Source organism: Phocaeicola salanitronis DSM 18170 (assembly GCF_000190575.1).
Lineage (GTDB): Bacteria > Bacteroidota > Bacteroidia > Bacteroidales > Bacteroidaceae > Phocaeicola > Phocaeicola salanitronis.
On sequence record NC_015164.1, the window covers coordinates 3,323,605 to 3,349,055 of the forward strand.

The window sequence follows — 25,451 nt, forward strand, 5'->3', positions numbered from 1 at the left end:
GCACAGAGTCTTTTATTTTTTAGGAGGAAAATATTCTTTGTGTCTCCGTGTCTCTGTGTTCAGTCTAAAAGAAAGAAACAATGAAAGACAATGTGTATTTTGTAAGTGGCATTGATACCAATATCGGCAAGAGTTATGCCACGGGTTATCTGGCGCGGAAGTGGAACGAAGCAGGCATCCGCACCATTACGCAAAAGCTTGTACAGACGGGTAATGAAGACGTATCGGAAGACATCGCGCTGCACCGCCGGCTGATGGGCACGGGCTGGCTCCCCGAAGATGACGATCGGCTGACGATGCCCGAGATATTCAGTTATCCCTGTTCGCCGCACTTGGCGGCGGAGATAGACCGCCGCCCGATTGATTTCGATAAGATAGAGCGGGCTACGCAAACGCTGAGCGGACGCTATGACGCCGTGTTGCTGGAGGGAGCGGGAGGGCTGATGGTGCCCTTGACCCGCGATTTGCTGACCATTGATTACATTGCCCGGCATCATTATCCGTTGGTGTTTGTTACCTCGGGCAGGCTGGGGAGCATCAACCATTTGTTGCTGAGCCTGGAGGCGGCAGACCGGCGGGGCATCCGTCTGCATACGCTGGTTTATAACCTTTTCCCCGAAGAAGATGATGCACTGATTCGCCAAGACACGGAGGAGTATATCCGGCATTTGCTGAAGGAGAAATATCCGGAGGCGCGTCTGGAAGTGGTGCCGTGCCTCTGACCGGATAAAAACAATGCGTCCAGTTTGGTAACCAATGTTTTTTTCCGTACCTTTGCAGCAGAATAGGAAACGAATAAGGAAGGAGGCGGAATATGATTGTTATCAGTACAAGAGATTTCAGAGCGAATCAGACGAAGTTTCTCGATTTGGCAAAAAGCGGTGAAGACGTAATCTTGAAGTCCCGTTCGTCCGGCAGTTTCAAGTTGATTCCGGTGGAAGATGAGAATGCGGCAGGAAAAAAACGCGATATAACCGATGACATTGTCGCGGCGTTACGTCAAGTAAGGGATCATTTGGACGGGAAAATCAAATTGAAAACTTTAGACGAAGTGATTGATGAACTTTGAGATTATAACTACTGCAGATGTTGATAGGGCTATTAAGAGGCTATCAAAGAAATATAAAGGCTTCGATGAAGATATTAAAGCGTTTCGTGAAGACTTGAAAGCCAATCCGCATCAAGGTGTCGAGATTGCTCCCCACATCCGTAAGGTGCGTATGGCAATTACGGCAAAGGGCAAAGGAAAAGCCGGCGGGGCACGGGTTATTACGTTTGATGCTTTGGTGTCTGAACAAGGCGGAAAGCTGTATTTGCTCTTTATTTATGACAAAGCGGAAGCCTCAAATATCAAAATGAACGTTATCAAAGCGATAATAAAGGAATTAGGTCTATAACGAAAGAATTTATAAAACAACAAAACAATGCAAAGACACAACACAATCGGTTTATCACGTAGCGCTTCTTCGTAGAGGGGCGAGGATGACGTGTGCTTTTGTCGGGCGAATGTTTTTGCTTGGCAAGGCATGGTGTTTTCATACGTGATGGAATTGGCAACCGCTGGAGAGCGGCGGGGGTTGTTGTGTTCTTTGGCTTCGTGTGTATTTGCCTTTCTTCCGGATGGGGAAGAAAGGCTTTTTAATATCCGCATTCCACCCAATTGCCTTGTAGGGGCGTATCGCATACGCTCTGAAGACATCCGCATGGGTTAGTTGATGCATTCGGGCGTATGCGATACACCCCTACATGGGATGTTTGCGGATATTCAAATTTTGTTTTCTTATGTTTCATCTTTCATTGTTTTGTTGTATATGAAAAATCATCAGATTCGCGCGAAGCGCGCCGAGGGGAGTGCGGTTTCTGCTCCCGAATATGCTGTAAATTGTTTGAATGTTGATATTATCCTTGCAAAAGGACGGAGCGACGTGCGTGAATTGTCTGTCCGTCTTTATACTTCCGCTTACCGGCTGATGGGTGTCGCTGCCCGGCAGGCATCCTCAAGCAAGGCGATACGTACGTGGCATTTCGAAGTCTCTTCATCCGATGCCTGGACGGGCGGGACGTATCGGGCTTTTGTTTATGTCAACGGCGTTCCAAGCTGGAAAGCGGAATTGTTTCTTTACACGGGCGAAGGCATTGATTCGAGTGCCCGTTTGGAAAGCCTGGAGCCTTCTTCGCCCGAAATGCTCTTTGCCGGGCGGTTGGCTTTCCGGTCGTGGTGGCCTGTTTTGGAAGGCTTTCATCTTGACGAGGATTTCATCGTCCGTTTCATGGAGCAAATCCGGCTCTTTACGCAAAATATAGAGACGAAGGCATGGGCTTCGGTACCTCCGCTTCAAGTGACGGGCGATGCCGATTGGGCGGAGCGGTTCGCTTCGTTGGTATTGGTTCCTTGCGTTAAGGAGGAATGGGGGAAAGAATGCGTGCTGACCGAGGTGAGCGGGGCGGATGATGATATGCTTTCCCTTCACTTGTTGGAGCGGGTGTGTTATCTGGTAGGTGCCCATATCGCTCCGGATACGGTATTTGTTTTTCACGGAGCCACTCTGACCATGGAATGGCTGAATGCTGATTACTACCCTTATTTCTCGCTCTTCGAGAATGAAGACACGTGTTTCCGTCTGCCCGAAACGCTTCTTACCGAAAGGAAGACGGAGCTTGAAGGCTTCTCTCCGGATGAAACGGAAATGCCGGAAGCGGCAGAAGTACAGGGCGAGGAAAGGAAACCTGCCTTGCAGCGGTTGGAAGAAATGGTAGGTCTTTCGCGGGTGAAAGACGAACTGTGCGAGGCTTGCGCGATGGCTTTGTTCACCCGGCGCCGCAAGGAATTAGGGCTGGAAGTTTCGGCAGAGAATCGTAATCATTTCTTGTTCTTGGGCAGTCCGGGTACGGGGAAAACCACCGTTGCCCGCCTGATAGGGGAAATCTACCATGAAATGGGATTGCTCTCACGTGGGCATACCGTAGAGACGAACCGCGCGAAACTGATAGGCGAGTTCATCGGTCAGACCGAGCAAAAAACCTGTGCCGCGATAGCTGAGGCCCGTGGCGGGGTGCTTTTCATTGACGAGGCTTACACACTTGTTCACGAAGACGATTCGCGCGACTTCGGCAAGGAAGTGATTCATGCTTTGATGACCGTTCTTTCCGAACCGAATCCCGACCTGATAGTCATCCTGGCGGGTTATGAAATGCAGATGCAGGCGTTGTTCCGCCTGAATCCGGGGCTGGACAGCCGCTTCCCGCTCCGCCTTCACTTTGATGACTTCACATCGGACGAATTGACGGAAATGGCGCGGCACTTGTTGGCGGAGCATAACTTCGAACTGAGCGAGGCGGCAGACGTCCGCTTGGCGAAACTGGTAGAAAAAGCCGTCTTGCATAAGGATGAGCATTTCGGCAACGGCCGCTGGGTACACAATCTGGTAGAGCACGGCATCTTGAAGTGCATGGCGAAACGGGTGATGGCGTTGCCGCTTTCCACCGAATCCTCCGAATTGTTCCGCTGGATAGAGGAAACGGATGTCGCCGGAGCCGAACCTGCCTTCCTTTATGAAAACGCCCCGAAGGTTGCATTGGCGAGGCGCATCGGCTTCACCGCTTGAGGCAAGAGGCAGGTTTCTTTTCTGCATCCGGTTGCGTTGGAAAAGCCATTTATGCGTACCGGCAGTCCTCGCCTGTCAGGACTGCAGTTTTGTATAGCCAGTACTGCAGTCCTGACAGCCGAGGACTGCAGTCCTATATAGGAGGACTGGGAGGCACATAGGCATGAGTCGGGCTATGCAGTCATATCCTTTCCGGCAGGCAGGCGTATGACTTTGCGCAAGCGGGTAGCAAGAATGTTTCATCTTTTAGCAAAAATGTTACATGGAAACATATTTGCTTGAAGATGAAACATTTCTTTTATACCGCTTTTGCATTGCTCGCTACATTTGTTGCACAAAAATCATTTATTGTTTGTGCTATTAAAATTGTAATACCATGAAAGCAGGTAAGAAAAAGTTTTCATTTCATCGGATGAGCGCGGCGGTTCTGCTGCTTGCATTAGCTTGTACAAATGCCCATGCGCAAGAAACTAACTCCGCGAAAGACGGTTCTTCGAAAGAGGAAGGGAATCGGAACGTCATGCTGAATGCGGCAAGTGCCAACGGTCCTCGTGAGATTCAGATCGGGCTTCCGTCGGCAGATGTCAATGTGTTGGAAAATGGCATTCCCGTAACTTATGCTACGAACCCGCATAGTGTGAATTCATTGTGGCGTGCTGATGCCAGTTTAAGCCACGTCGGTTTGTTGAAGATTTCAGAAACGGCGATTACAACCGGAAATATCGGTTATGCGGTAAACTCGTTTACCCAATTAGGCCAGAAAGGTTTCCACGGGACTTTAAATTATAAGGCAAACCATTTCGGCATGCAGGAGATATCTTTGAACCTGAACGGGGAGATAGCCAAAGACTGGTTTTACAGTGGAAGTATCTACCAGGACTTTGACCCGGGAACATTTAAAATTAAGTCTACTCCGTTTCAAGACCGTACGCAGATATACAAATTCGCTCTGACAAAACGTTATCATGATAACCGGGGCGAGTTTACGGCTATGTATCATTATAGCAATAGCCATCCGGTATATAATTATGCTACGCAATCGGCTCCTTTTATTTATGTAGGCGATGGAAGTGTAAAGGAATTCGGCAAGTTTGCATTGGGAACGACTTCGTATTTGCCTGTAGATAATGAAATGATGTATCGGGATATGCGGACTGGACAAGTGCATAAGACCAATCTGTATGACGCCACTCAGAATAAGGGAAGCGAGTTTGTTCTGATGAACGACTATAAATGGGATAACGGGTTGCAATGGAAAACGATTGTGAAATATGACCATGCGACGGGCTCATTGGTTTATCAGACCCCGATGTCGCTTGACCAGAACGAAGCGGGCATCAATTATTTGTATGAAGCCGAAGACGGAAGCATGCAGGCATACGATGGCGAGTATGTACAGAGCCGTATGTCGTGTCTGAACCGTGGCTTCATAGACGAATTTATGTTTACGACCGAACTGTCACGCAAGGTGAACAGCGGCACGTGGCGTTTGGGAGTGAACGAATGGTATTATGACGTGGACTATACATCCAATACAACGATGTACGACCAGTCGGTACCGATGGACGGAAGTTATCCGGTCCGTCTGTTCAATGCCGATTATGCTACTTATGCCGACCGTTCATATAGCGGAAATGGCTATTACTATGATTTCAACAAGAACGCTTCAGAATATTATAAAGGACACGAAAACAAACTTGCAATATATTTCACTCATGACTGGGACATAACCGATAACTTTAATTTGTATTATGGTGCACGCTTGGAATATCAGGCGTTGCGAGGCGAAAATCTGGCGGTGAAGGATGCCAACGGTGACTTTGTCGGTCGTTTTGCTAACTATTATATCGGTGCTACAAGTCCGGGTGGCGTGAAGATTGCTCCTACGCCTATCTCGTATGATTGGTTTAACTATGCATTGAGTGCCGCAGCTACATACAAATTGACAAAGCAGTTCGGGTTTACCGGAGATTTTACTTATATCACCCAGCATCCGCGTATTGAAAACTTCGCTCCGGCTACAACGCCGAATACTGATAAGATTTCGGTACCTTTGGGACGGGTAGGTATCTATTACAATAATGACTGGCTGAGCCTGACTTCTTTGTTCTCTTATATTTCGAAGACCAATAACAATTCTACGCTGAACCTGCAGCATGCCGTAAACGGTGTGAATCAGATTATGGCTGCTCCGTTGACTTACGATATCAAGACTTTGGGATGGACTACCGATGTGGTCGCTACGCCGTTCAAAGGTTTCGACCTTCACTTCCTGTTCACTTACCAAAAACCGACTTATAAGAAATACGAGACTTCGGTTACTTTCCCCGACGGTTATGTGGGAAGCATCAATGCAACAGGCAATATCGTAGCCGAGATTCCCCAGGTCATTGTGGAAATTGACCCAAGCTATATGATTACGAAAGACCTGAAAATCTGGACCAGTTTCCGTTATTTCAGCAAGACGTATGCCAATATCAACGATGCTTATTACTTTAACGGACGTTGGGAAACTTTCGGCGGACTGAACTGGCAGGTAAACAAGAAATTGTCTTTGGGCTGTACGGTAGTTAATTTCCTGAACCAGACCGGAGCGAAGGGAAGCATTGCCGGTGCCGAGTTGATTGAGAAGGAAGATGCCGGACAGTATGCAGGTCATGTAATGGCTGGCAGCTATATTCGTCCGTTTACCGTGGAATTTTCCGCACAATTGAAATTTTAATACTATATTTACAACGAAAACAGATACACCATGAAAACGAATTTCATTTCTTTGGCGATAGGAACGATGCTGGCTTGCGGCATTGTCTCTTGCCGGCAGCAAGACAAAGGCTTTACGCTCGAACATCAAGGAGATACGCTTACAACGGTTTATGTGAAAGCTCCGGGAAAATACCTGTTGCTCCCCATCCAGGAGTCAAGCGGGGAAGGAAAAGTGAAATTGGAGACCGGAAGTCCTGCTGATATGGCGATGGATATCCGTCTTGCCGTAGACAGCATTGAGTATTATGTGCCTTTCGAACTTCCGCAAGGCGGGAAAGCAACCGTTTCAATTCGTAAGGTAGCTGCCGATGCTGTATGTTGGGAGCATATCCAATTGACTGATACGTTTGATACAAGCAATACCGATTATTACCGTCCCGTTTATCATCATACTCCGCTTTACGGTTGGATGAACGACCCGAATGGCATGGTATATAAAGACGGTGAATATCACTTATATTTCCAATACAATCCATACGGCTCGAAGTGGGGAAATATGCACTGGGGGCATTCGGTCAGCACCGACCTTATCCATTGGAACCATTTGAAACCGGCTATTGCCCGCGATACACTGGGACATATCTTTTCCGGTAGTACTGTGGTTGATAAAAACAATACGGCTGGTTATGGTGACAATGCCTTGATTGCTCTTTACACATCGGCAAGTGACGAACATGGGCAGATACAATGCATGGCATACAGTACCGACGACGGACGTACCTACACGAAATATGAGAAGAATCCGGTGCTGCTCCCGTTTGACGGCTTAAAGGATTTCCGCGACCCGAAAGTCTTTTGGTATGAACCCGACAAGAAGTGGGTGATGATTGTTTCTGCCGATAAGGAAATGCGTTTTTATGCTTCACAGAATTTGAAGGACTGGGAATATATGAGTGCTTTCGGCAAAGGTTACGGTGCACAGCCCAATCAGTTCGAGTGTCCGGATTTCATTCAGCTGCCTGTAGATGGGGATAAGAATAAGATGAAATGGGTGATGCTGGTCAATATCAATCCGGGATGTATGTTCGGCGGAAGCGCAACGGAATATTTTGTAGGAGATTTCGACGGGAAAGAATTTACATGTGATACGAAACCTGAAACTGTAAAGTGGTTGGATTATGGAAAAGACCATTATGCGGCGGTCTGCATTTCGAATACGGGCGAACGTATCATCTCTATTCCTTGGATGAGCAACTGGCAATACGCCAATGTAACCCCAATCCGCCAATATCGGGGTGCCAACGGATTGCCTCGTGAATTGTCTTTGTACACCAAGGACGGTCAGATTTATGTAGCTGCCGATGTGGTGAAGGAAGTGGAAGCATTGCGTAAGGATGCCCGTTCGTTCGATGCGGTTACGGTAAAAGGCGAACATAAGATTGATGAGCTTGTCCCGCAGACAGATGGTGCATACGAATTGGAAATGGATATCACTCCGGGCACGTCGGGTGTAGCAGGTTTCGACCTGATGAATGCCAAAGGTGAAGCCGCCAAGATTTACTTGGATATGAAGGCAGGCAGGTTGGTGATGGACCGCACGGCAAGCGGTCTGGTCGCTTTCGGGGAGAAATCGGAGCCGCATGCTAAAGAAACAGACGACCACCGTAAGACGATGTCTGTCAATTATCAAAATGATTTTGCGTTGGGAACATGGGCACCGCTTTCTTTGTGCGAAGGCAAGACTTACCACCTGAATGTATTTGTGGACAAATGTTCGGTGGAAATCTTTGTGGACGGAGGCCGTATTGCAATGACCAACCTGGTATTCCCTACCGAGCCGTATAATACGCTCCGTTTCTATACCGAGGGTGGTGAGGCACAAGTTTCAAACATGAAAGTATACAAACTGGGGCTATAATTAATTTCCATATAATTACTATTACGATTTGCAACGACGCAGAGGCGTGGAGGAAATGGCCGGAAAATCAGACTGAATAGAAACTCTACGCTTGTGTGTCGTTGTTTTGTTTGTTGTTTTTTAATAGATTAAATCGAATGGCTATGATGAGACATTTATTGTGTGCTGCAATGGGGCTTGCTTTGGCAGGGAATTCATTAGAGGCAGCCGAAAATCAGGTTATCCGTATTTCTACCAATCATACCGATTTGGTGTTACAGGTGGCAGAGAACGGACGGTTGTATCAGACATATCTGGGTGAGAAATTATTGCATGAAGCCGATTTGAAGGAATTAGACTGGGCGGTACATGCCGCTTCGGACGGGAGCGTCTGCAAACGGGGCTGGGAAGTGTACGGCGGCTCGGGAAATGAGGATTTCTTCGAACCGGCATTGGCAGTGACGCACAACGACGGGAACGCTTCCACTTGGCTCTATTATGTATCATCTTCGGTTAAAGAAGTGGAAGGTGGAACGCAGACCGATATCGTGTTGCGCGATGATGCATATCCGGTAGAAGTTACGTTGCACTATGTGGCATATCCGGAAGAAGATGTCATCAAGACATGGAGTGAAATCGTGCATCAGGAAAAGAAACCGGTTTATCTTTCGGCGTATGCTTCTACGATGCTTTATTTCAACAGGGGCAGTTATTATCTGACCGAGTTTACAGGCGACTGGGCAAAGGAAGCTCAGATGAGCACCGGGCAGCTTCAACCGGGAAAGAAGATTGTCGACACTAAGTTGGGAAGCCGTGCGGCAATGCATGCCAGTCCGTTTTTTATGGTTGGGTTAGATCAGCCAGCCAGTGAAAATCAAGGGGATGTATTGATGGGTACATTGGGCTGGACCGGGAATTTCCGCTTTACCTTCGAGGTTGATAATGTAGGAAACTTACGGATAATTCCGTCTGTCAATCCGTATGCTTCTGTTTATCCCTTAGAGCGTGGAGAGGTCTTTACAACCCCCGAATTTGTCTTTACATACAGTGCCGAAGGAACAGGGAAAGGCAGCCGTAACTTGCAGGATTGGATGCGCAAGTATCAGTTGAAGAATGGAACAGGGGACCGTATGACCTTGCTCAATAATTGGGAAAATACAGCTTTCAACTTCAATCAAGAACTGTTGGCTGAACTGATGCGCGAGGCGAAGGACTTAGGTGTGGATTTGTTTTTGCTGGATGACGGGTGGTTTGGAAATAAATACCCACGTAAAGATGACAAGGCAGGGTTAGGCGATTGGGAAGCTACGCAAGATAAATTGCCCGGAGGCGTGCCGGCATTGATTGAATCTGCCAAACAGGCTGGTGTGAAGTTTGGCATTTGGATAGAGCCGGAAATGGTGAATCCCAAAAGTGAATTGTTCGAGAAACATCCTGATTGGGCGATTCATTACCCCAATAGAGAAAGATATTATTATCGCAATCAGTTGGTATTGGATTTGAGTAATCCGGAAGTGCAGGATTATGTGTGTGGGGTTGTGGATAAGCTGATGAAAGAAAATCCGGAGTTGGCTTATTTCAAGTGGGATTGCAACAGTCCGATAACCAATATTTATTCTCCTTACTTAAAAGAACGCCAGGGACGTTTGTACATAGACCATGTGCGTGGAGTGTATAATGTCATGAAGCGTATACATGCAAATTATCCAGACGTAACCATGATGCTTTGTTCAGGAGGTGGTGCACGTTGTGATTACGAAGCTTTGAAGTATTTCGATGAATTTTGGTGCAGTGACGATACAGACCCTGTGGAACGGGCTTATATCCAATGGGGCTTCTCGCATTTCTTTCCTGCCAAGGCGATGTGTGCCCATGTGACAAGCTGGAACAGGGCGTCTTCTGTCAAGTTCCGTACCGACATGGCTTCGATGTGCAAGCTGGGCTTTGATATTGGTCTTGATGAGTTGAGTCAAGATGAATTGGCATATTGCCGTGCGGCTGTAGCTAATTGGAACCGTCTGAAACCGGCTATTCTTGAAGGAAGCCAATACCGGTTGGTCTCGCCTTATGAAAGCAATCACATGGCGGTCAATTATGTGAGTGAGGATAAAGCCAGCGCCGTGCTGTTCGCCTACGACATCCATCCGCGTTATCAGGAAAAACTGTTGGCGGTCCGTATGCAAGGGCTTGATCCCGAAAAGATGTATCTGGTCAAGGAAATCAATCTGATGCCGGACGCTTCTTCGTCGTTGAAAGCCGACGGTAAGGTATATTCGGGCGATTACCTGATGAAGGTAGGGCTGGATGTTTTCGGTTTCCAGCAAATGCAGAGCCGGGTCATAGAGTTTGTAGCACAATAAAATAGAGGAATTATGACACTCGACAACCAAATCAAGTACGGGAAACTGGTTCCCGTGATGCTTTGCTTCTTCGCCATGGGCTTTGTCGACCTGGTGGGCATCGCATCCAATTATGTGAAGGCGGACCTGGACCTGAGCGATGCGGAAGCGAACATCTTCCCCTCGCTGGTGTTCTTCTGGTTCCTGATATTCTCGGTGCCTACGGGCGTGCTGATGAACCGCATCGGACGCAAGCGCACGGTGCTGCTCAGCCTTATCGTGACGTTCGCTTCATTGCTTCTTCCTTTGTTTGGCGACAGTTATGGCATCATGCTCTGCTCGTTCTCCCTGTTGGGCATCGGCAACGCCTTGATGCAGACCTCGCTCAACCCCTTGCTGAGCAACATCATCGCGGGCGACAAGCTGGCAAGTTCGCTCACCTTCGGGCAGTTTGTAAAGGCAATCGCCTCGTTCCTTGCCCCCTACATCGCCATGTGGGGAGCCACGCAGGCGATACCCGAGTTCGGTATGGGCTGGCGCGTGCTGTTCCCCGTCTACATGGCGGTGGCTGTCGTCGCCATCCTTTGGCTGGGAGCTACCCCGATAGAAGAGGAAGCGCCCGACAAGGCTTCCGGCTTTTCCAGTTGTCTGAAGCTGCTTGGCAGCCCGTTCATCCTGTTGTGTTTCTTGGGCATCATGTGCCACGTGGGCATCGATGTGGGCACCAACACCACGGCTCCCAAGATTCTGATGGAACGCCTGGGCATGCCGCTCGATGATGCAGGATTCGCCACGAGTCTTTACTTCATCTTCCGAACGCTGGGCTGCCTTTCGGGGGCTGTCATTCTTCAGAAAGTGGCATCGAAACCTTTCCTGGGCATCAGCGTGGCATGTATGCTGGCGGCTATGGTGCTGCTGTTCGTTTCGACCGACCTGACGGTGATTTACATCGCCATTGCCCTTATCGGCTTCGGCAATTCGAACGTGTTCTCCATTGTCTTCTCGCAAGCCCTCCTGGCTGTGCCCGACAAGAAGAACGAGATTTCGGGCTTGATGATTATGGGTCTGTTCGGCGGCACGGTCTTCCCGTTGCTGATGGGTTTCGCCAGCGATGCCGTAGGCCAGAGCGGTGCCGTAGCGGTAATGACGGCAGGAGTGATTTATCTGATTATTTATATGTTTAAACTGAAGCGTTAGTTTTTAAGTTCTTGAGTTTGTAAGTTTTGTAGGGGCGTATCGCATACGCCCGAATACGTCCACTAATCCACACGGATGCTTTCAGGGCGTATGCGATACGCCCCTACATGCAATTTGACAAAATGCTTAAGCTCAAGAACTCAAAAACTTAAAAACTCAAAAACTTAAAAACTCAAAAACTTAAAAACTTAAAAGCCATGAACAATACAATCGTAGTAGGAATGGGCGAAGCATTGTGGGACATGCTGCCCGAAGGAAAGAAAATAGGCGGTGCGCCGGCAAACTTTGCGTATCACGTATCGCAGTTCGGACTGGACAGCCGCGTGGTGAGCGCGGTAGGCGAAGACGAGTTGGGCGTGGAGATTCTGAAGAATTTCCATGAAAAGAAACTGAATTGCATGATAGAGACCGTGCCCTATCCCACGGGTACGGTGCAGGTGGAACTGGACCGCAACGGCGTGCCCTGTTACGACATCCGCGAAGGCGTGGCGTGGGACAACATCCCCTTCACTCCGGCACTGGAAGGGCTGGCGCGCCAGACCCGCGCCGTATGTTTCGGCTCGCTGGCACAGCGCAGCGTGGTGTCGCGCGAGACTATCAACCGCTTCTTGGATGTAATGCCCGACGGCGAGGGACAGTACAAGATATTCGACATCAACCTGCGCCAGGGCTTCTATACCAAGGAAATCATCTGCGAGTCGATGCGCAAGTGCAACATCCTGAAGATAAACGACGAGGAGCTGGTCACCATCAGCCGCATGTTCGGCTATCCGGGCATCGACCTGCAGGACAAGTGCTGGATTCTCCTTGCCAAATACAACCTGCGGATGCTCATCCTGACCTGCGGCGTCAACGGCAGCTACGTCTTCACGCCGGGCGAGGTGTCGTTTGTAGAGACCCCGAAGGTGGAGGTTGCCGACACGGTAGGCGCAGGCGATTCGTTTACCGCGGCTTTCGTTGCCTCTATCCTGCGTGGCTTGCCCGTAAACGAGGCGCATCGGCTGGCGGTAGCCACTTCGGCATTCGTCTGCACCCAGAACGGCGCGATGCCCGTGCTGCCCCCGCGGCTGACGGAAGGACTCACCACAGAATAATAAGGAAACGCAGATTAGCGCAGATTCCCGCAGATTAAAAATAAAAAACAATCCGCGTGAATCCGCGCCAATCTGCGTTGATGTAGAGACGATGTGCACATCGTCTCTACGATATTCAATATTTTTTATTTCATTTGCACGGTAAGTTAGAGGGAGAAAACGGAAATTCCAAAAGAATTTGATAATTTTTTGTAGATTTGTCCGTATAAAATTTTGCGCCTATGAAAACGATTCTCTTTTTATTATTATCGCTTGCCCTGCTTTCTTGCCAAGGAGGGAAAAAACAAAATGTTCAACCTGCAGATACGGTTAAGGAAGATGAATTTATAGCCAGCGTTTTATACACTGCACCTCCGTATTATGTGATAGGCAAAGATACAATTTATAATTATGCTACAGACCCCATATTTCCTGTACATACTTCCGATCCCGAAAATCCGCTTTTATCGATAGACCTAAAGAATTATGTGCAAAAGAAGTTAGCCGATGTACACCTTGGTAAAGGAATAGTGGATGTTGCTTTCCTTATTGATAAAAAAGGATATGTCCGTCAGGTAATCATTGAAAAATCGGCGGAAGAGAACGGTGCCAGTCCCGAAGTGGCTGTGCGTATGGACTCCATCGCCTGCAAAGTAATAGCCAATCTGCCCCGCTTCACCGCTCCGGCAACACGAAAGGGTAAGCCTGTGAATTTCTTAAAGAGGTGGACGGTACGGTTTGAGTGACTGAAGCCATGCTTAGATAGTTTTGAAATGCGAGAATCTGCGCTAATCTGCGTTTCAAAAAAAGCCTTCTGTGGTGAATTTGGCGGATTACGCGGAAATGCGTATCTTCGCATCGGTAAGAACTTAAACGGATGATACGATGAGACACAACTGCATATCCTTGGTAAGCTTGTTTCTGCTGCTGGCGCTGTTGGCGGGATGCTCCGGACAGCAACGGCGGTACGTCATCGGCGTGTCGCAGTGCAGCGACGACGAGTGGCGCGAACAGATGAACAAGGAAATCACGCGCGAGGCGTTGTTTTACCCCGAGGCGGAAGTGGTGTTCCGCAGCGCGGGCGATGACAACAAGCGGCAGATACACGACATCGAACTGCTGATGCGCAACAAGGTGGACCTGCTGGTGGTGTCGCCCAACGAGGCGGATGCCATTACGCCGGTTATCGAGAAGGCATACAGCAAAGGGATTCCGGTGATATTGGTCGACCGGAAGATACATTCCAACCAATATACGGCGTATATCGGCGCCGACAATTATACCATTGGTTACAACGTGGGCGAATACATCGCCTCGCGCCTGCAAGGCAAGGGACGGGTGGTGGAGGTGACGGGGCTGCGCGGCTCTACGCCTGCGGCGGAACGCCACCGGGGTATGACGGACGCTTTGCGCGAGTATCCCGACATACGGGTGACGGCTTCGGTGGATGCCGGCTGGAGGCGCGACCGTGCGCGCCTGGTGTTCGACTCGCTCCTGACGCACGCTCCGGAGATAGACATGGTGTTTGCGCACAACGACCGCATGGCGGCGGGTGCCTACGAGGCGGCGGTGAAGTACGGGCGCGAGAAGGAAATGCTGTTTGTGGGCATCGACGCGCTGGCGGGCGAGGGATATGGTGTGGAGCAGGTGGCAAGCGGGCAGCTCGACGCCACCTTTATTTATCCTACCGGCGGCGACCGGGTGATGCAGACGGCGATGGCTATCCTGACGGGGAAGCCTTACGAGCACGACGTTGCGCTCTCTTCGGCGTTGGTCAACAAGGGGAACGCGCGGGTGATGCGGATGCAGACTGGGCAAATCCGCCAGCTGGACGAGAAGATAGACATGCTGGACAAGCGGATAAACCATTTCCTTACCCGTTACGCTTCGCAGCGCATCTTGCTGTACACGTGCGTGGTGATGCTGGCGTTGTTCGGCATCGCCCTGTTTGTCGCCGTGCGGGGCTTCTGGACAAAGAACCGGCTGAACGTGGAGTTGTCCGAGCAGAAGAAACAGCTGGAAGCGCAGCGCGACCAGCTTATCAGCCTTTCCAGGCAGCTGGAGGAGGCGACGCACGCCAAGCTGGCTTTCTTCACCAACGTGTCGCACGACTTCCGCACGCCGCTCACGCTGATCGCCGACCCTATTGACCAACTGGAGGCAAGCCGGAATTTGGACGGGCACGAACGTTCCCTGCTCCGCATCGTGCATAAGAACGTGACGGTGCTGTTGCGCCTCGTCAATCAGATACTCGACTTCCGCAAGTTCGAGAGCGGCAAGCTGAAGATGTACCTTTCGGAGTTCGACATCGCCGGGGAGATGAACGAGTGGACCGAGGCTTTCCGCACGCTTTCCTATCGCAAGCATGTGCATTTCTCGGTGTCGGCTGCCCCTTCCGATGAGGGATATACGATGATAGCCGATGCCGGGAAGCTGGAGCGGATAACGTATAATCTGTTGTCGAACGCATTCAAGTTCACGCCCGAGAACGGACGGGTGGAGCTTGCCTTGTCGCAATTCGAGCACGGGGGGACACGCTGGCTGCGCTATCAGGTCTCGGATACCGGAGTGGGCATTTCCGCCGAGCACGTGCAGCACATCTTCGAGCGTTTTTACCAGATAGACGTGCATTATGCCGGTTCGGGCATCGGGCTGGCGTTGGTGAAGGCTTTCACCGAGATGCACGGCGGCACGGTGAAGGTGGATTCGGCAGAAGGCAAGGGCACCATCTTTACGGTGGAGATGCCGATGAAGCAGGCGGGCACGCTTGCCGAAGGGCTGGAGAAGCAGGCGGTTCCGGCAAGCCTGAAAGAGGGAGCGGTGCTTTCCGCCGGTCAGGGAACGGTGCAGGCGTCTCCGGAAGCGGGCGAAGACGACCGGCGTGAAACGGTATTGGTCATCGATGACAATCAGGATGTGCGCGACTATGTCAGGTTGCTGCTGGAGAGGGAATACCGGGTGCTGGAGGCCTCCAACGGGCAGGAAGGGCTTCAGCAGGCGATGAAATACGTGCCCGATGCCATTATCTGCGACGTGATGATGCCGGTGATGGACGGCATGGAGTGTTGCCGGAGGCTGAAGTCGGAAGTGCAGACCTCGCACATCCCGGTGATGATGCTCACCGCCTATACGATGGACGAGCAGAAGGTGCAGGGATACGAGTGTGGAGCGGATTCGTACATCCTGAAACCTTTCAGTGCCAAGCTGCTGCAGGTGCGCCTGCGGAACCTGATAGATAACCGCCGCCGTCTGCAAAGCTTCTTTGCCGACCGTTCGGCTCTGAAACAGGAGTCAATCAGCGAGGTGGACAAGGGTTTTGTGGAGAAACTGCGCGAGTTGATTGAAGCCCGTTTGGGCAATGCAGGTTTGAGTGTGGAAGACTTGGGCGGAGAATTAGGACTGAGCCGTGTCCAGCTTTACCGGAAGTCTAAAGCGTTGACCGGTTACTCGCCCAACGAACTGCTCCGCATCGCGCGGTTGAAACGTGCAGCTTCGTTGCTGGCTTCTACCGACAAGACCATCGCTGAAATAACGTATGAAGTAGGTTTCAGCGCGCCTTCGTATTTCACCAAGTGCTATAAAGACTACTTCGGCGAAAGCCCTACCGATTTTTTGAAGCGAATGAAGGAGTAAGTCAGAAGGATGCGTTATGCCGGAATGTATTGGTTTATTCCACAAAAATATGTAAGTTTGCTTCCTGTAAATTATCATCTTATTATAAGCTAATTATGAGTACTTGCAATAACATGAATGCACATTGGCTGTCAGCAGACAAAGACCCGATGGGGCAGGCCATATATGACTATTACCAGACCGGACGGGCAGAAAAGCTCCGGGTATTTTCATCCCAGTTTGACGAAGACGAACTGCCTGTAAGCGGCCTGTTCCGCACGTTCGAACAGATGCCGCCCTTAGAGCAAACGGCACTGCGCATGGCGCAAGGGAAAATTCTGGATGTAGGAGCAGGAAGCGGATGCCATTCATGGGCGCTGAAAGGGCTGGGAAAAGAAAGCGTAGCCATCGACATATCCCCCTTGTCGGTAGAAGTCATGCAAAAACGGGGATTAAACGCACATCTGGCAAATGTGTTCGACGAGCGGTTCGCCGGACAATTCGACACCATACTGATGCTGATGAACGGCTCGGGCATTATCGGGAAATTAAAGAATATGCCCGCATTCTTCACACGCGTCAGGCAGCTTTTGGCACCGGGAGGATGCATCCTGATGGATTCCAGCGACTTGCGCTATCTGTATGAGGAAGAAGACGGAAGCTATATGATTGACCTTGCCGCAAACTATTACGGAGAAGTCGACTTCCAGATGCAATACGGAAAGACAAAAGGAGAATCTTTCGATTGGCTCTACATTGATTTTGATACCCTTTCGGCGTATGCTTCACAATATGGATTCCGGACCGAAAAGGTGCAAGAAGGCAGGCATTACGACTATCTTGCCCGGTTGACTTATATGTCGAAAGACGCATAATCATTCATTCAAGCAAGAGGAAATACAATATTTTTAATAAAAATAGTCGGGAGGTTGTATATTGTTTCAATATTATCTGTATCTTTGCACCGAAATGAAGAATAAATATACACGATGAAAAGCAAGAACAACAGACTCGATTCCATCAAGATGATTATCTCCAGCAAAGAAATCGGAAGCCAGGGAGAACTTTTGGCAGAGTTGGAAAAAGAAGGTTTCCAGCTTACCCAAGCCACGCTTTCACGCGACCTGAAACAGCTGAAAGTGGCAAAAGCGGCAAGCATGAATGGCAACTATGTGTATGTTTTGCCCAACAACACCATGTATAAGCGTATCACCGAGCCGCAAAGCGCATCTGAAATGTTACGCCATACGGGCTTCATATCCATTGAATTCTCCGGAAACATCGCCGTCATCAAAACACGGCCGGGATATGCCAGCAGCCTTGCCTATGACATCGACAACAATCATTTTCATGAAATCATCGGTACGATTGCGGGAGACGACACTATCCTATTGGTCTTGCGGGAAGGGATAACGCGCACAAATGTGAAGCAAGCCCTCGAAAACGTGATTACGAACATCAACCAATAACATATAAAGAATAAGGACAAAGACAAATGGACTCAAAACAAATAGACGTAATGGTGGCAGATGCTTCGCACGAAGCATACGTAGACACAATTCTGGAAACCATCCGGGAAGCTGCCAAAGTGCGGGGCACAGGCATTGCCGAACGTACGCACGAATATGTCGCAACCAAAATGAAAGAAGGCAAAGCCATCATTGCCCTTTGCGGGGATGAATTTGCAGGCTTTACTTACATCGAATCATGGGGAAACAAGGAGTATGTAGCCACTTCGGGCTTGATTGTCCACCCTAAATACCGCGGATGCGGACTTGCCAAACGAATCAAACACGCTTCGTTTACGTTGGCACGCCTGCGCTGGCCCAAAGCCAAGATATTCAGCCTGACCTCAGGGGCAGCTGTCATGAAAATGAACACCGAATTGGGATATGTACCGGTAACATTCAACGAACTGACCGATGACGAAGCGTTCTGGAAAGGATGCGAAGGATGCATCAACCACGAGATACTGATGGCAAAAAACCGCAAGTTCTGCATCTGCACGGCCATGTTATACGACCCGGCACTGCATACAGACGATGAACATACAAACTTCTGACAAATGAAGAATTAAGAATGAAGAATTACACATAATAAATATAGCCTTATGGAAGAAAAGAAAAAAGTTGTCGTTGCTTTCAGCGGCGGGCTGGATACTTCGTTCACCGTGATGTATCTGGCAAAAGAAAAAGGATATGAAGTATATGCCGCTTGTGCCAATACGGGCGGATTCAGTGCCGAACAATTGAAAAAGAATGAAGAGAATGCCTATAAATTAGGCGCGGTGAAATATGTCACCCTCGACGTAACACAAGAATACTACGCCAAGAGCCTGAAATACATGATATTCGGGAACGTGTTGCGTAACGGCACCTATCCTATTTCCGTAAGTTCGGAACGCATCTTCCAGGCACTTGCCATTGCCCGCTATGCCAACGAAATCGGTGCACATGCCATTGCGCACGGCTCTACCGGTGCGGGAAACGACCAAGTACGTTTCGACATGACGTTCCTGGTCATGGCTCCGGGAGTGGAAATCATCACCCTGACCCGCGATATGGCATTAAGCCGTGACTATGAAATCAATTACTTGAAAGAGCACGGTTTCGAAGCCGACTTCACCAAGCTGAAATACTCCTATAACGTAGGCATCTGGGGCACTTCCATCTGCGGAGGGGAAATCTTGGATTCGGCACAAGGACTGCCCGAAAGTGCATACCTGAAACAAGTCACCAAGGAAGGAAGCGAACTGCTGAAGCTGGAATTCAAGAAAGGTGAGCTGTACGCTGTCAATGGGGAAGTGTTCGACGATAAAATCAAAGCCATCCAGCGTGTAGAAGAAATCGGAGCACCTTACGGTATCGGACGGGATATGCACGTAGGCGATACCATCATCGGCATCAAAGGGCGCGTAGGATTCGAAGCCGCAGCTCCGATGCTGATAATCGGTGCACACCGCTTCCTGGAAAAATACACGTTGAGCAAATGGCAGCAATACTGGAAAGACCAGGTGGCAAACTGGTACGGCATGTTCTTGCACGAAAGCCAATACCTGGAACCGGTGATGCGCGACATCGAAGCCATGCTGACCGAATCGCAACGCAACGTAAACGGTACGGCTATCCTTGAACTCCGCCCCTATTGCTTCTCTACCGTAGGCGTAGAATCAGAAGACGATTTGGTAAAGAACAAGCTGGGCGAATACGGAGAAATGCAGAAAGGCTGGACGGCAGAAGATGCCAAAGGCTTTATCAAAGTACTCTCCACTCCACTGAGAGCCTATTACGCAAACCATAAAGACGAAATGATGTAAAAAATACAACTATGGAAGGGAAAAAACTGACCCGCCCGCAAAGCAACAAGATGTTGGCGGGCGTATGCGCCGGAATCGCGAACTATTTTAACCTCGACCCGACACTGATCCGTGTAATATACGCGTTGCTCACGGTCTTTACTGCCTTTGCAGGGATAATCGTGTATTTATTATTATGGATAATCATTCCTGAAGATAAATAACAAAGCCCATGATTAAAGTAGGAATTATAGGAGGAGCAGGATATACAGCAGGCGAACTGATTCGCCTGCTTATCAATCACCCTGATGTGGAGATTCATTTCATCAACAGTTCGAGCAATGCCGGAAATAAGATTACCGATGTACACGAAGGACTGTATGGCGAAACCGATTTGACCTTTACCGATGAATTGCCACTGGATGAAGTGGATGTGGTATTTTTCTGTACGGCACATGGTGACACGCGCAAGTTTATGGAAAGCCACAACCTGCCCGAAGACTTGAAGATAATCGACCTGTCGATGGATTACCGCATTGCCGCTGAAGACCATGACTTCGTATACGGTCTTCCCGAACTGAACCGACGCACCATCTGTCATAGCAAGCACATCGCCAATCCGGGATGTTTCGCCACCTGCATTCAGTTGGGGCTGTTGCCCTTGGCAAAACACTTGATGTTGAAAGGTGATATCATTGTAAATGCCATAACCGGAAGTACGGGAGCCGGAGTAAAACCGGGAGCGACTACGCATTTCAGTTGGCGGAACAACAACTTGAGCATTTACAAGCCGTTCACGCACCAGCACCTTCCGGAAATACGCCAGTCGCTGAAGCAATTGCAGAACAGCTTCGATGCAGATATTACGTTCATCCCTTACCGCGGCGACTTCGCCCGAGGCATTTTCGCCACTACAATCATAAAGACGAAGGTAGAATTGCCCGAAATCGTGAAGATGTATGAAGACTATTATGCCGAAGACTCGTTCGTGCATATCGTAGAAAAGAGCATCGACCTGAAGCAAGTGGTCAACACCAACAAGTGTCTGATTCACTTAGAAAAACACGAAGACAAACTTCTCATCGTGTCTTGCATTGACAACTTGCTGAAAGGCGCCAGCGGTCAGGCGGTACACAACATGAACCTGATGTTCAATCTGGAAGAAACTACCGGACTCAAGCTGAAGCCAAGCGCTTTTTAAGTGAAGAATTATAGTCCAAACGGATTGTATTTGTTATATTGAGTGCCCATATCCCATGGGAAATCCATTCGATTATGACAAATATTCATAACACATTGTCATCCTGAGCGTTAGCGAAGGATCTCGTAAACATCCACGTAAATGTATCCAAGATGCTTCACTACGTTCAGCATGACAAATGATTTTTCACATTTCATTCCTGATTAACTATAATAAAAAGCAAATGAATAATATACACCAATATTGGGTTTACATTCTTTCCAACAAGACACGAAGTGTCTTATATATTGGTGTAACAAATAATTTATACAAAAGATTCATTGAACATAAAACAGGAATTATTCCGGGATTCACCTCAAAATATAAATGTCACTATTTAGTTTATTTTGAAGAATACCATGATATAAACGAAGCCATTGTAAGAGAAAAAGAATTGAAAGGTTGGACTAGATATAAGAAAGAAAAACTTATACGAAACAATAATCCTTCACTAAAAAATTTGGCTCAGGAAATGAATTGGGAATAAGAGACAACAATTAAACATTATATAAAATGAAATTATTCGATGTATATCCTCTCTTTGACATTAACATTGTCAAGGGAAAAGCCTGCCACGTGTGGGATGACAAAGGACAAGAATACCTTGACCTGTACGGAGGGCACGCCGTTATCTCCATCGGGCATTCACACCCGCATTATGTGGAAATGATAAGCAAACAAGTTGCTATGCTGGGATTCTACTCCAACTCGGTCATTAACAAGCTGCAACAGGAAGTTGCCGACCGGTTGGGAGCGATGTGCGGCTATGACGATTACCAGCTGTTCTTAATCAATTCAGGAGCCGAAGCCAATGAAAATGCCCTGAAACTGGCGTCTTTCTATAACGGACGCACACGCATTGTTTCTTTCGGCAAAGCTTTCCACGGACGTACCTCGCTGGCGGTAGAAGTGACCGACAATCCGAAAATCATCGCTCCTGTCAACGCCAACCAACATGTTACCTACCTGCCGCTAAATGATATAGAAGCCATGAAAGCCGAACTGGCAAAAGGCGATGTCTGCGCCGTTATCATTGAAGGTATTCAAGGGATAGGCGGCATCCGGATACCCGATACAGACTTTATGAAAGCTTTGCGCCAAACTTGCGACGCAAACAACACCGTACTGATTCTGGACGAAATCCAGTCGGGTTACGGTCGAAGCGGCAAGTTCTTCGCTCACCAATACAGTGGCATCCGCCCCGATATCATTACTGTAGCCAAAGGAATCGGCAACGGTTTCCCCATGGGAGGCGTACTCATCAGTCCGAAATTCAAACCCGTTTACGGACAATTAGGCACGACTTTCGGCGGTAATCACCTGGCTTGTGCCGCAGCAATTGCCGTACTGGATGTCATAAAAGAAGAGAAGCTGATAGAAAATGCGGCAAAAGTCGGCACACATTTATTAGAAGAACTGAAGTGTTTCAAGGGCATCAAGGAAGTGCGCGGATGTGGTCTGATGATAGGGCTGGAATTTGAAGAGCCTGTTAAAGAGCTGCGTACGAAACTGCTCTTCGAGCAAAAAGTTTTTACAGGTGTAAGCGGAACCAATGTCATCCGTCTGCTTCCTCCTCTCTGCCTCAGCATGAACGAAGCGGATGAGTTCCTCACTCGCTTGCAAAATGCGATGAAAACAATAAGGTAATAAATTTGCATAGTAGCACTACCTGTCTAAGGGAATGAAGTGAAGTATCTTCAATGTCTACGAGATGCTTCACTTCGTTCAATATAACAAAATAGAAAAATAAATAAAAAATCCCCCGTTAGAGGACGAGGGAACCTAATGTTTTCACAACGGAATAATCCTTATTGTGATTTGCTTCAAATTAGTGAGAACAAAGTTAAGGAAAAAGTTTGAAAAGACAAATTTTGTCGCAAAAAATTCATAGCTTTGGGAAAAATATATAAAGCTATGAAACCAAAACACATCGTGCCGAGGCCCCTTCAGGCATAGGCGTAATTGTTTTCAATAGTTCAAATATATTAATTTGAAAGCAAATCACAACTGCTTTCAGAAACTGGATACGGCTTTGGTAGAAGTCAAATCGGTAAGTGTAATATTATGAAAAACACGGACGCTTGTATCGGCTGATGAGGGCGTTCATGTTGTGTAGCGTGTATGCTTGTATGAAGCAATACGGGCGCATGTGTTCTGTATGGATATGATATTAGCTGGCGGGTGCAAGTTCCCAATGAATCTTAATAGCGGAAATCATATTGCCAAGATCAAGAATGTCTGAATCTGAATGAAGCTGGCGGTAAGTACATAGTCTGACGGACAGAAACTTCATATAAGGCATATAACTGTGGGTAAGATTGCTAAACAAACTAAACCTTATAGCAATATTCGGAACGGTTGGTGTAAATGGAACAGATATAAGATGGAAAGTCAATATCCTTACCCGAGGAGGTCTTACGGACATACCGAATATTTTTACAAAATGTATGGAGTAATGCTTGCCGCGATAAGCCGGCAGAAGTCATAGTAATGGGGTAGATATGTTCCATGAAGGACTGGCCTGACAATTAAACGATAGTTACTGAAAGTTGCCTTATGAAAGAATGCAGAAAACATCAGCCGCTAATGTCTGCCCTCAAAGGGACAGGATGGAATCCGACAGGTATGAGGAAGTGCAGACTTTCGCTGGATTGGGTACTACCATCTTACACAGATAAAGTGTCTTTGTATTGAAACAGACGAATGGTTAAGGTGACGGATACGTATGTATAGTTGAACATCATGGAAGATAGTCAAGACCAGAGTGGAGAGCCTAAAGAAATATGATGCCCTTGATTGTCAGGTATATCAGTGGGGAGACATTCACCTTGGCTATTGGTGTGTAGCGAACAACCGCTTGCTAACTTCCGCAATGTCTAATAATAGGAAGCGCCGTATGCGGAACGGACGTACGGTGGTGTGAGAGGTTGGAAAACGAAAGTAGGAAGAAAACCATTTCGTTTTCCTCCTACTCGATTATTAGGTTTGTTTTAAAAACTTATTTCGGCAATGTTCCAGACCAATCGTTTTGTTCTACGCCAAATCCGGAATTGACTTCTGCAGCAGGAATCGGGAATATCAAATCTGAAATTTTGTAATTGCTATAAGTAAATGCTATATTCGGTGCTTGTATAGCAAATACATCTGCTGCTTCGTCCCAACGGCGCAAGTCATACAGACGTAAACCTTCTTGGAACAATTCGCGGGCACGTTCGTCTTTGATGAAAGACAGCAGTTCGTCAGCTGTTGCGGGCAGATTGTCTACGGAAGTAATGTCTGCGTTTCGTTTCGCTACAGTCAGAAGAGAATTGCGTGCGCTGTTCACATCACCTGTTTTTGCATCAGCTTCTGCCATAATCAGGTACATTTCCGGAGCATTGACCAAGTAGTTGGTTGCATATGCAGGGTTGCCGCTAGAATGTTGTGAATATTTTCCTCCCGTAAATACAGGAGCGGCACTTGTAGATTCGTCAGACCATCCGAAGATAGATGTACGGCAATCGTTTTCTCCATACATTGCCTGCAGTTTCGGGCTCGGGCTGAAATTATAGGTGGACCATAATGTTCCGCTTGAGTTAGCCGACCAGTTATCGGTTTGAGTAATAGCTAATGAAAGCAGGCTTTCTGTATTTGAAGTATTGTCACTGAACAATGCGGCGTATGCTGTAGCATCGTATGTTAAAGTAGTGATGCCTTTTTCATTCAATGCTTGTTGTGCATACTGTTTCGCTTCACTCCAGTTCTCCAGATACAGGTTGGTTCTTGCCAATAATCCGTAAACGGCTGCTTTATTCATGTATAGGATAGAACCACGGTCACCTCCGGCTGCATCGAAATGGCTGATTGCGTTGTCGAAATCAGACAAAATCGCCGTATAAGTTTCACCAATGGTAGAACGGCTTACTTGGGTTAGCGCTTCAATCGGTGCTTGATCGATTACGACGATACCCGGCTCTGACGAGAAGTCACTGCCGTTCACCTTTACCTGATGGGCATAAATGTTAACCATCATCAATTCAGCATAACCCCGCAAAGCGTATGCTTCTGCCATGCATCGGTCTAATTGGGTTTTTTCTTCGTCATTGCTTCCTTCATATAAAGCTTGCGATGCTTGGATGACACGGGTTGCGTTGTCCGCTACCTTATAACCATATTCCCAAATGTCCTGTAAGTAGGTATCGGTATCAACCACGGTATAAGTATAGATATTGTTAAAGTGGTTGGTCTTTGAGTTCCAATAAGCTATATCGGTCGGTATATCACCGATACTGATAGCATAATTCCCGGCAAAGTTATAATAGAAAAGGTTATAATAGGTACCGTTCAATGCCGTTGAAATGTTGTTTACGCTCGATAAACCTCCTTCCGAATCAATTCCGTTGTAGTAATCCGTTTCCAGAAAACTTTCACCACAACTCGAAAGACTGAATCCGAGGGTTGCTATAGCAAAGGCTTTCAATATATTCTTTTTCATATAAATCTCTCTTTTT

General features: G+C 48.1%; 20 protein-coding genes. 19 read left to right on the top strand and 1 reads right to left on the bottom strand.

The features are described 5' to 3' along the window. The first annotated feature begins 80 nt into the window (after window positions 1–80). The 19 genes from bioD to BACSA_RS14340 all read left to right on the top strand — a co-directional run bounded on the left by bioD (window position 81) and on the right by BACSA_RS14340 (window position 22,608). Window positions 81–722: a dethiobiotin synthase gene (gene bioD, locus BACSA_RS14245; protein ID WP_013618737.1), complete on the top strand. Its 642-nt coding sequence runs from the start codon at window positions 81–83 to the stop codon at window positions 720–722. A gap of 92 nt (window positions 723–814) precedes the next feature. Further along, on the top strand, window positions 815–1,069 hold the full coding sequence (locus BACSA_RS14250; RefSeq protein WP_013618738.1) for a prevent-host-death family protein: 255 nt from the start codon (window positions 815–817) through the stop codon (window positions 1,067–1,069). Further along, the gene (locus BACSA_RS14255) at window positions 1,059–1,397 is read left to right on the top strand and encodes a hypothetical protein (protein WP_013618739.1); all 339 of its coding nucleotides are present in this window, start codon (window positions 1,059–1,061) and stop codon (window positions 1,395–1,397) included. The genes BACSA_RS14250 and BACSA_RS14255 overlap by 11 nt, the downstream gene beginning before the upstream one ends. A 414-nt stretch (window positions 1,398–1,811) precedes the next feature. Continuing rightward, window positions 1,812–3,605, top strand: a complete 1,794-nt coding sequence (locus BACSA_RS14265; RefSeq protein ID WP_013618740.1) for an AAA family ATPase — start codon at window positions 1,812–1,814, stop codon at window positions 3,603–3,605. A gap of 376 nt (window positions 3,606–3,981) precedes the next feature. Further along, window positions 3,982–6,327 (top strand): TonB-dependent receptor, encoded by a 2,346-nt coding sequence (locus BACSA_RS14270; protein ID WP_013618741.1) that lies wholly within the window; start codon window positions 3,982–3,984, stop codon window positions 6,325–6,327. A gap of 30 nt (window positions 6,328–6,357) precedes the next feature. Continuing rightward, window positions 6,358–8,226 carry a GH32 C-terminal domain-containing protein gene (locus BACSA_RS14275; RefSeq protein WP_013618742.1) on the top strand — a complete coding sequence of 623 codons (1,869 nt, stop codon included), beginning with the start codon at window positions 6,358–6,360 and terminating at the stop codon, window positions 8,224–8,226. A 143-nt stretch (window positions 8,227–8,369) separates the two neighbouring features. Continuing rightward, the gene (locus tag BACSA_RS14280; RefSeq protein ID WP_013618743.1) at window positions 8,370–10,565 is read left to right on the top strand and encodes an alpha-galactosidase; all 2,196 of its coding nucleotides are present in this window, start codon (window positions 8,370–8,372) and stop codon (window positions 10,563–10,565) included. Between the two features lie 12 nt (window positions 10,566–10,577). Then, on the top strand, window positions 10,578–11,741 hold the full coding sequence (locus BACSA_RS14285; protein WP_013618744.1) for an MFS transporter: 1,164 nt from the start codon (window positions 10,578–10,580) through the stop codon (window positions 11,739–11,741). Window positions 11,742–11,938: 197 nt separating this feature from the next. After that, window positions 11,939–12,835 (top strand): carbohydrate kinase family protein, encoded by an 897-nt coding sequence (locus BACSA_RS14290; RefSeq protein ID WP_013618745.1) that lies wholly within the window; start codon window positions 11,939–11,941, stop codon window positions 12,833–12,835. Between the two features lie 221 nt (window positions 12,836–13,056). Further along, window positions 13,057–13,560 carry an energy transducer TonB gene (locus tag BACSA_RS14295; RefSeq protein WP_013618746.1) on the top strand — a complete coding sequence of 168 codons (504 nt, stop codon included), beginning with the start codon at window positions 13,057–13,059 and terminating at the stop codon, window positions 13,558–13,560. 139 nt (window positions 13,561–13,699) lie between these two features. After that, window positions 13,700–16,447 (top strand): hybrid sensor histidine kinase/response regulator transcription factor, encoded by a 2,748-nt coding sequence (locus tag BACSA_RS14300; protein ID WP_013618747.1) that lies wholly within the window; start codon window positions 13,700–13,702, stop codon window positions 16,445–16,447. Between the two features lie 113 nt (window positions 16,448–16,560). Then, a complete protein-coding gene (locus tag BACSA_RS14305) occupies window positions 16,561–17,301 on the top strand; it encodes a class I SAM-dependent methyltransferase (RefSeq protein ID WP_041584059.1) in 741 nt (246 codons plus the stop codon). A 114-nt stretch (window positions 17,302–17,415) separates the two neighbouring features. After that, on the top strand, window positions 17,416–17,895 hold the full coding sequence (gene argR / locus BACSA_RS14310; protein WP_013618749.1) for an arginine repressor: 480 nt from the start codon (window positions 17,416–17,418) through the stop codon (window positions 17,893–17,895). A 26-nt stretch (window positions 17,896–17,921) separates the two neighbouring features. After that, window positions 17,922–18,488, top strand: coding sequence for a GNAT family N-acetyltransferase (locus tag BACSA_RS14315; RefSeq protein ID WP_013618750.1), 567 nt, complete (start codon window positions 17,922–17,924; stop codon window positions 18,486–18,488). Window positions 18,489–18,536: 48 nt separating this feature from the next. Next, entirely contained in the window at window positions 18,537–19,742 is a 1,206-nt protein-coding gene (locus BACSA_RS14320) for an argininosuccinate synthase (RefSeq protein ID WP_013618751.1), read from the top strand. Window positions 19,743–19,753: 11 nt separating this feature from the next. Beyond that, window positions 19,754–19,945, top strand: a complete 192-nt coding sequence (locus BACSA_RS14325) for a PspC domain-containing protein (RefSeq protein WP_013618752.1) — start codon at window positions 19,754–19,756, stop codon at window positions 19,943–19,945. Window positions 19,946–19,953: 8 nt separating this feature from the next. Then, the gene (argC, locus tag BACSA_RS14330; protein ID WP_013618753.1) at window positions 19,954–20,922 is read left to right on the top strand and encodes an N-acetyl-gamma-glutamyl-phosphate reductase; all 969 of its coding nucleotides are present in this window, start codon (window positions 19,954–19,956) and stop codon (window positions 20,920–20,922) included. Between the two features lie 223 nt (window positions 20,923–21,145). Continuing rightward, window positions 21,146–21,448 (top strand): GIY-YIG nuclease family protein, encoded by a 303-nt coding sequence (locus tag BACSA_RS14335; RefSeq protein WP_013618754.1) that lies wholly within the window; start codon window positions 21,146–21,148, stop codon window positions 21,446–21,448. 26 nt (window positions 21,449–21,474) lie between these two features. Next, complete coding sequence (locus tag BACSA_RS14340) at window positions 21,475–22,608, top strand: aspartate aminotransferase family protein (protein WP_013618755.1); 1,134 nt, start codon at window positions 21,475–21,477, stop codon at window positions 22,606–22,608. Window positions 22,609–23,959: 1,351 nt separating this feature from the next. On the opposite strand, the gene BACSA_RS14345 is transcribed toward BACSA_RS14340, so the two are convergent. Then, the gene (locus tag BACSA_RS14345) at window positions 23,960–25,435 is read right to left on the bottom strand and encodes a RagB/SusD family nutrient uptake outer membrane protein (RefSeq protein ID WP_013618757.1); all 1,476 of its coding nucleotides are present in this window, start codon (window positions 25,433–25,435) and stop codon (window positions 23,960–23,962) included. Window positions 25,436–25,451: the final 16 nt, after the last annotated feature.

Excerpts from the sequence above, each read along its gene's own strand:
- bioD (WP_013618737.1), top strand. The coding sequence starts at position 81 with ATGAAAGACAATGTGTATTTTGTAAGTGGCATTGATACCAATATCGGC.
- BACSA_RS14250 (WP_013618738.1), top strand. The coding sequence starts at position 815 with ATGATTGTTATCAGTACAAGAGATTTCAGAGCGAATCAGACGAAGTTT.
- BACSA_RS14255 (WP_013618739.1), top strand. The coding sequence starts at position 1,059 with ATGAACTTTGAGATTATAACTACTGCAGATGTTGATAGGGCTATTAAG.
- BACSA_RS14265 (WP_013618740.1), top strand. The coding sequence starts at position 1,812 with ATGAAAAATCATCAGATTCGCGCGAAGCGCGCCGAGGGGAGTGCGGTT.
- BACSA_RS14270 (WP_013618741.1), top strand. The coding sequence starts at position 3,982 with ATGAAAGCAGGTAAGAAAAAGTTTTCATTTCATCGGATGAGCGCGGCG.
- BACSA_RS14275 (WP_013618742.1), top strand. The coding sequence starts at position 6,358 with ATGAAAACGAATTTCATTTCTTTGGCGATAGGAACGATGCTGGCTTGC.
- BACSA_RS14280 (WP_013618743.1), top strand. The coding sequence starts at position 8,370 with ATGATGAGACATTTATTGTGTGCTGCAATGGGGCTTGCTTTGGCAGGG.
- BACSA_RS14285 (WP_013618744.1), top strand. The coding sequence starts at position 10,578 with ATGACACTCGACAACCAAATCAAGTACGGGAAACTGGTTCCCGTGATG.
- BACSA_RS14290 (WP_013618745.1), top strand. The coding sequence starts at position 11,939 with ATGAACAATACAATCGTAGTAGGAATGGGCGAAGCATTGTGGGACATG.
- BACSA_RS14295 (WP_013618746.1), top strand. The coding sequence starts at position 13,057 with ATGAAAACGATTCTCTTTTTATTATTATCGCTTGCCCTGCTTTCTTGC.
- BACSA_RS14300 (WP_013618747.1), top strand. The coding sequence starts at position 13,700 with ATGAGACACAACTGCATATCCTTGGTAAGCTTGTTTCTGCTGCTGGCG.
- BACSA_RS14305 (WP_041584059.1), top strand. The coding sequence starts at position 16,561 with ATGAATGCACATTGGCTGTCAGCAGACAAAGACCCGATGGGGCAGGCC.
- argR (WP_013618749.1), top strand. The coding sequence starts at position 17,416 with ATGAAAAGCAAGAACAACAGACTCGATTCCATCAAGATGATTATCTCC.
- BACSA_RS14315 (WP_013618750.1), top strand. The coding sequence starts at position 17,922 with ATGGACTCAAAACAAATAGACGTAATGGTGGCAGATGCTTCGCACGAA.
- BACSA_RS14320 (WP_013618751.1), top strand. The coding sequence starts at position 18,537 with ATGGAAGAAAAGAAAAAAGTTGTCGTTGCTTTCAGCGGCGGGCTGGAT.
- BACSA_RS14325 (WP_013618752.1), top strand. The coding sequence starts at position 19,754 with ATGGAAGGGAAAAAACTGACCCGCCCGCAAAGCAACAAGATGTTGGCG.
- argC (WP_013618753.1), top strand. The coding sequence starts at position 19,954 with ATGATTAAAGTAGGAATTATAGGAGGAGCAGGATATACAGCAGGCGAA.
- BACSA_RS14335 (WP_013618754.1), top strand. The coding sequence starts at position 21,146 with ATGAATAATATACACCAATATTGGGTTTACATTCTTTCCAACAAGACA.
- BACSA_RS14340 (WP_013618755.1), top strand. The coding sequence starts at position 21,475 with ATGAAATTATTCGATGTATATCCTCTCTTTGACATTAACATTGTCAAG.
- BACSA_RS14345 (WP_013618757.1), bottom strand. The coding sequence starts at position 25,435 with ATGAAAAAGAATATATTGAAAGCCTTTGCTATAGCAACCCTCGGATTC.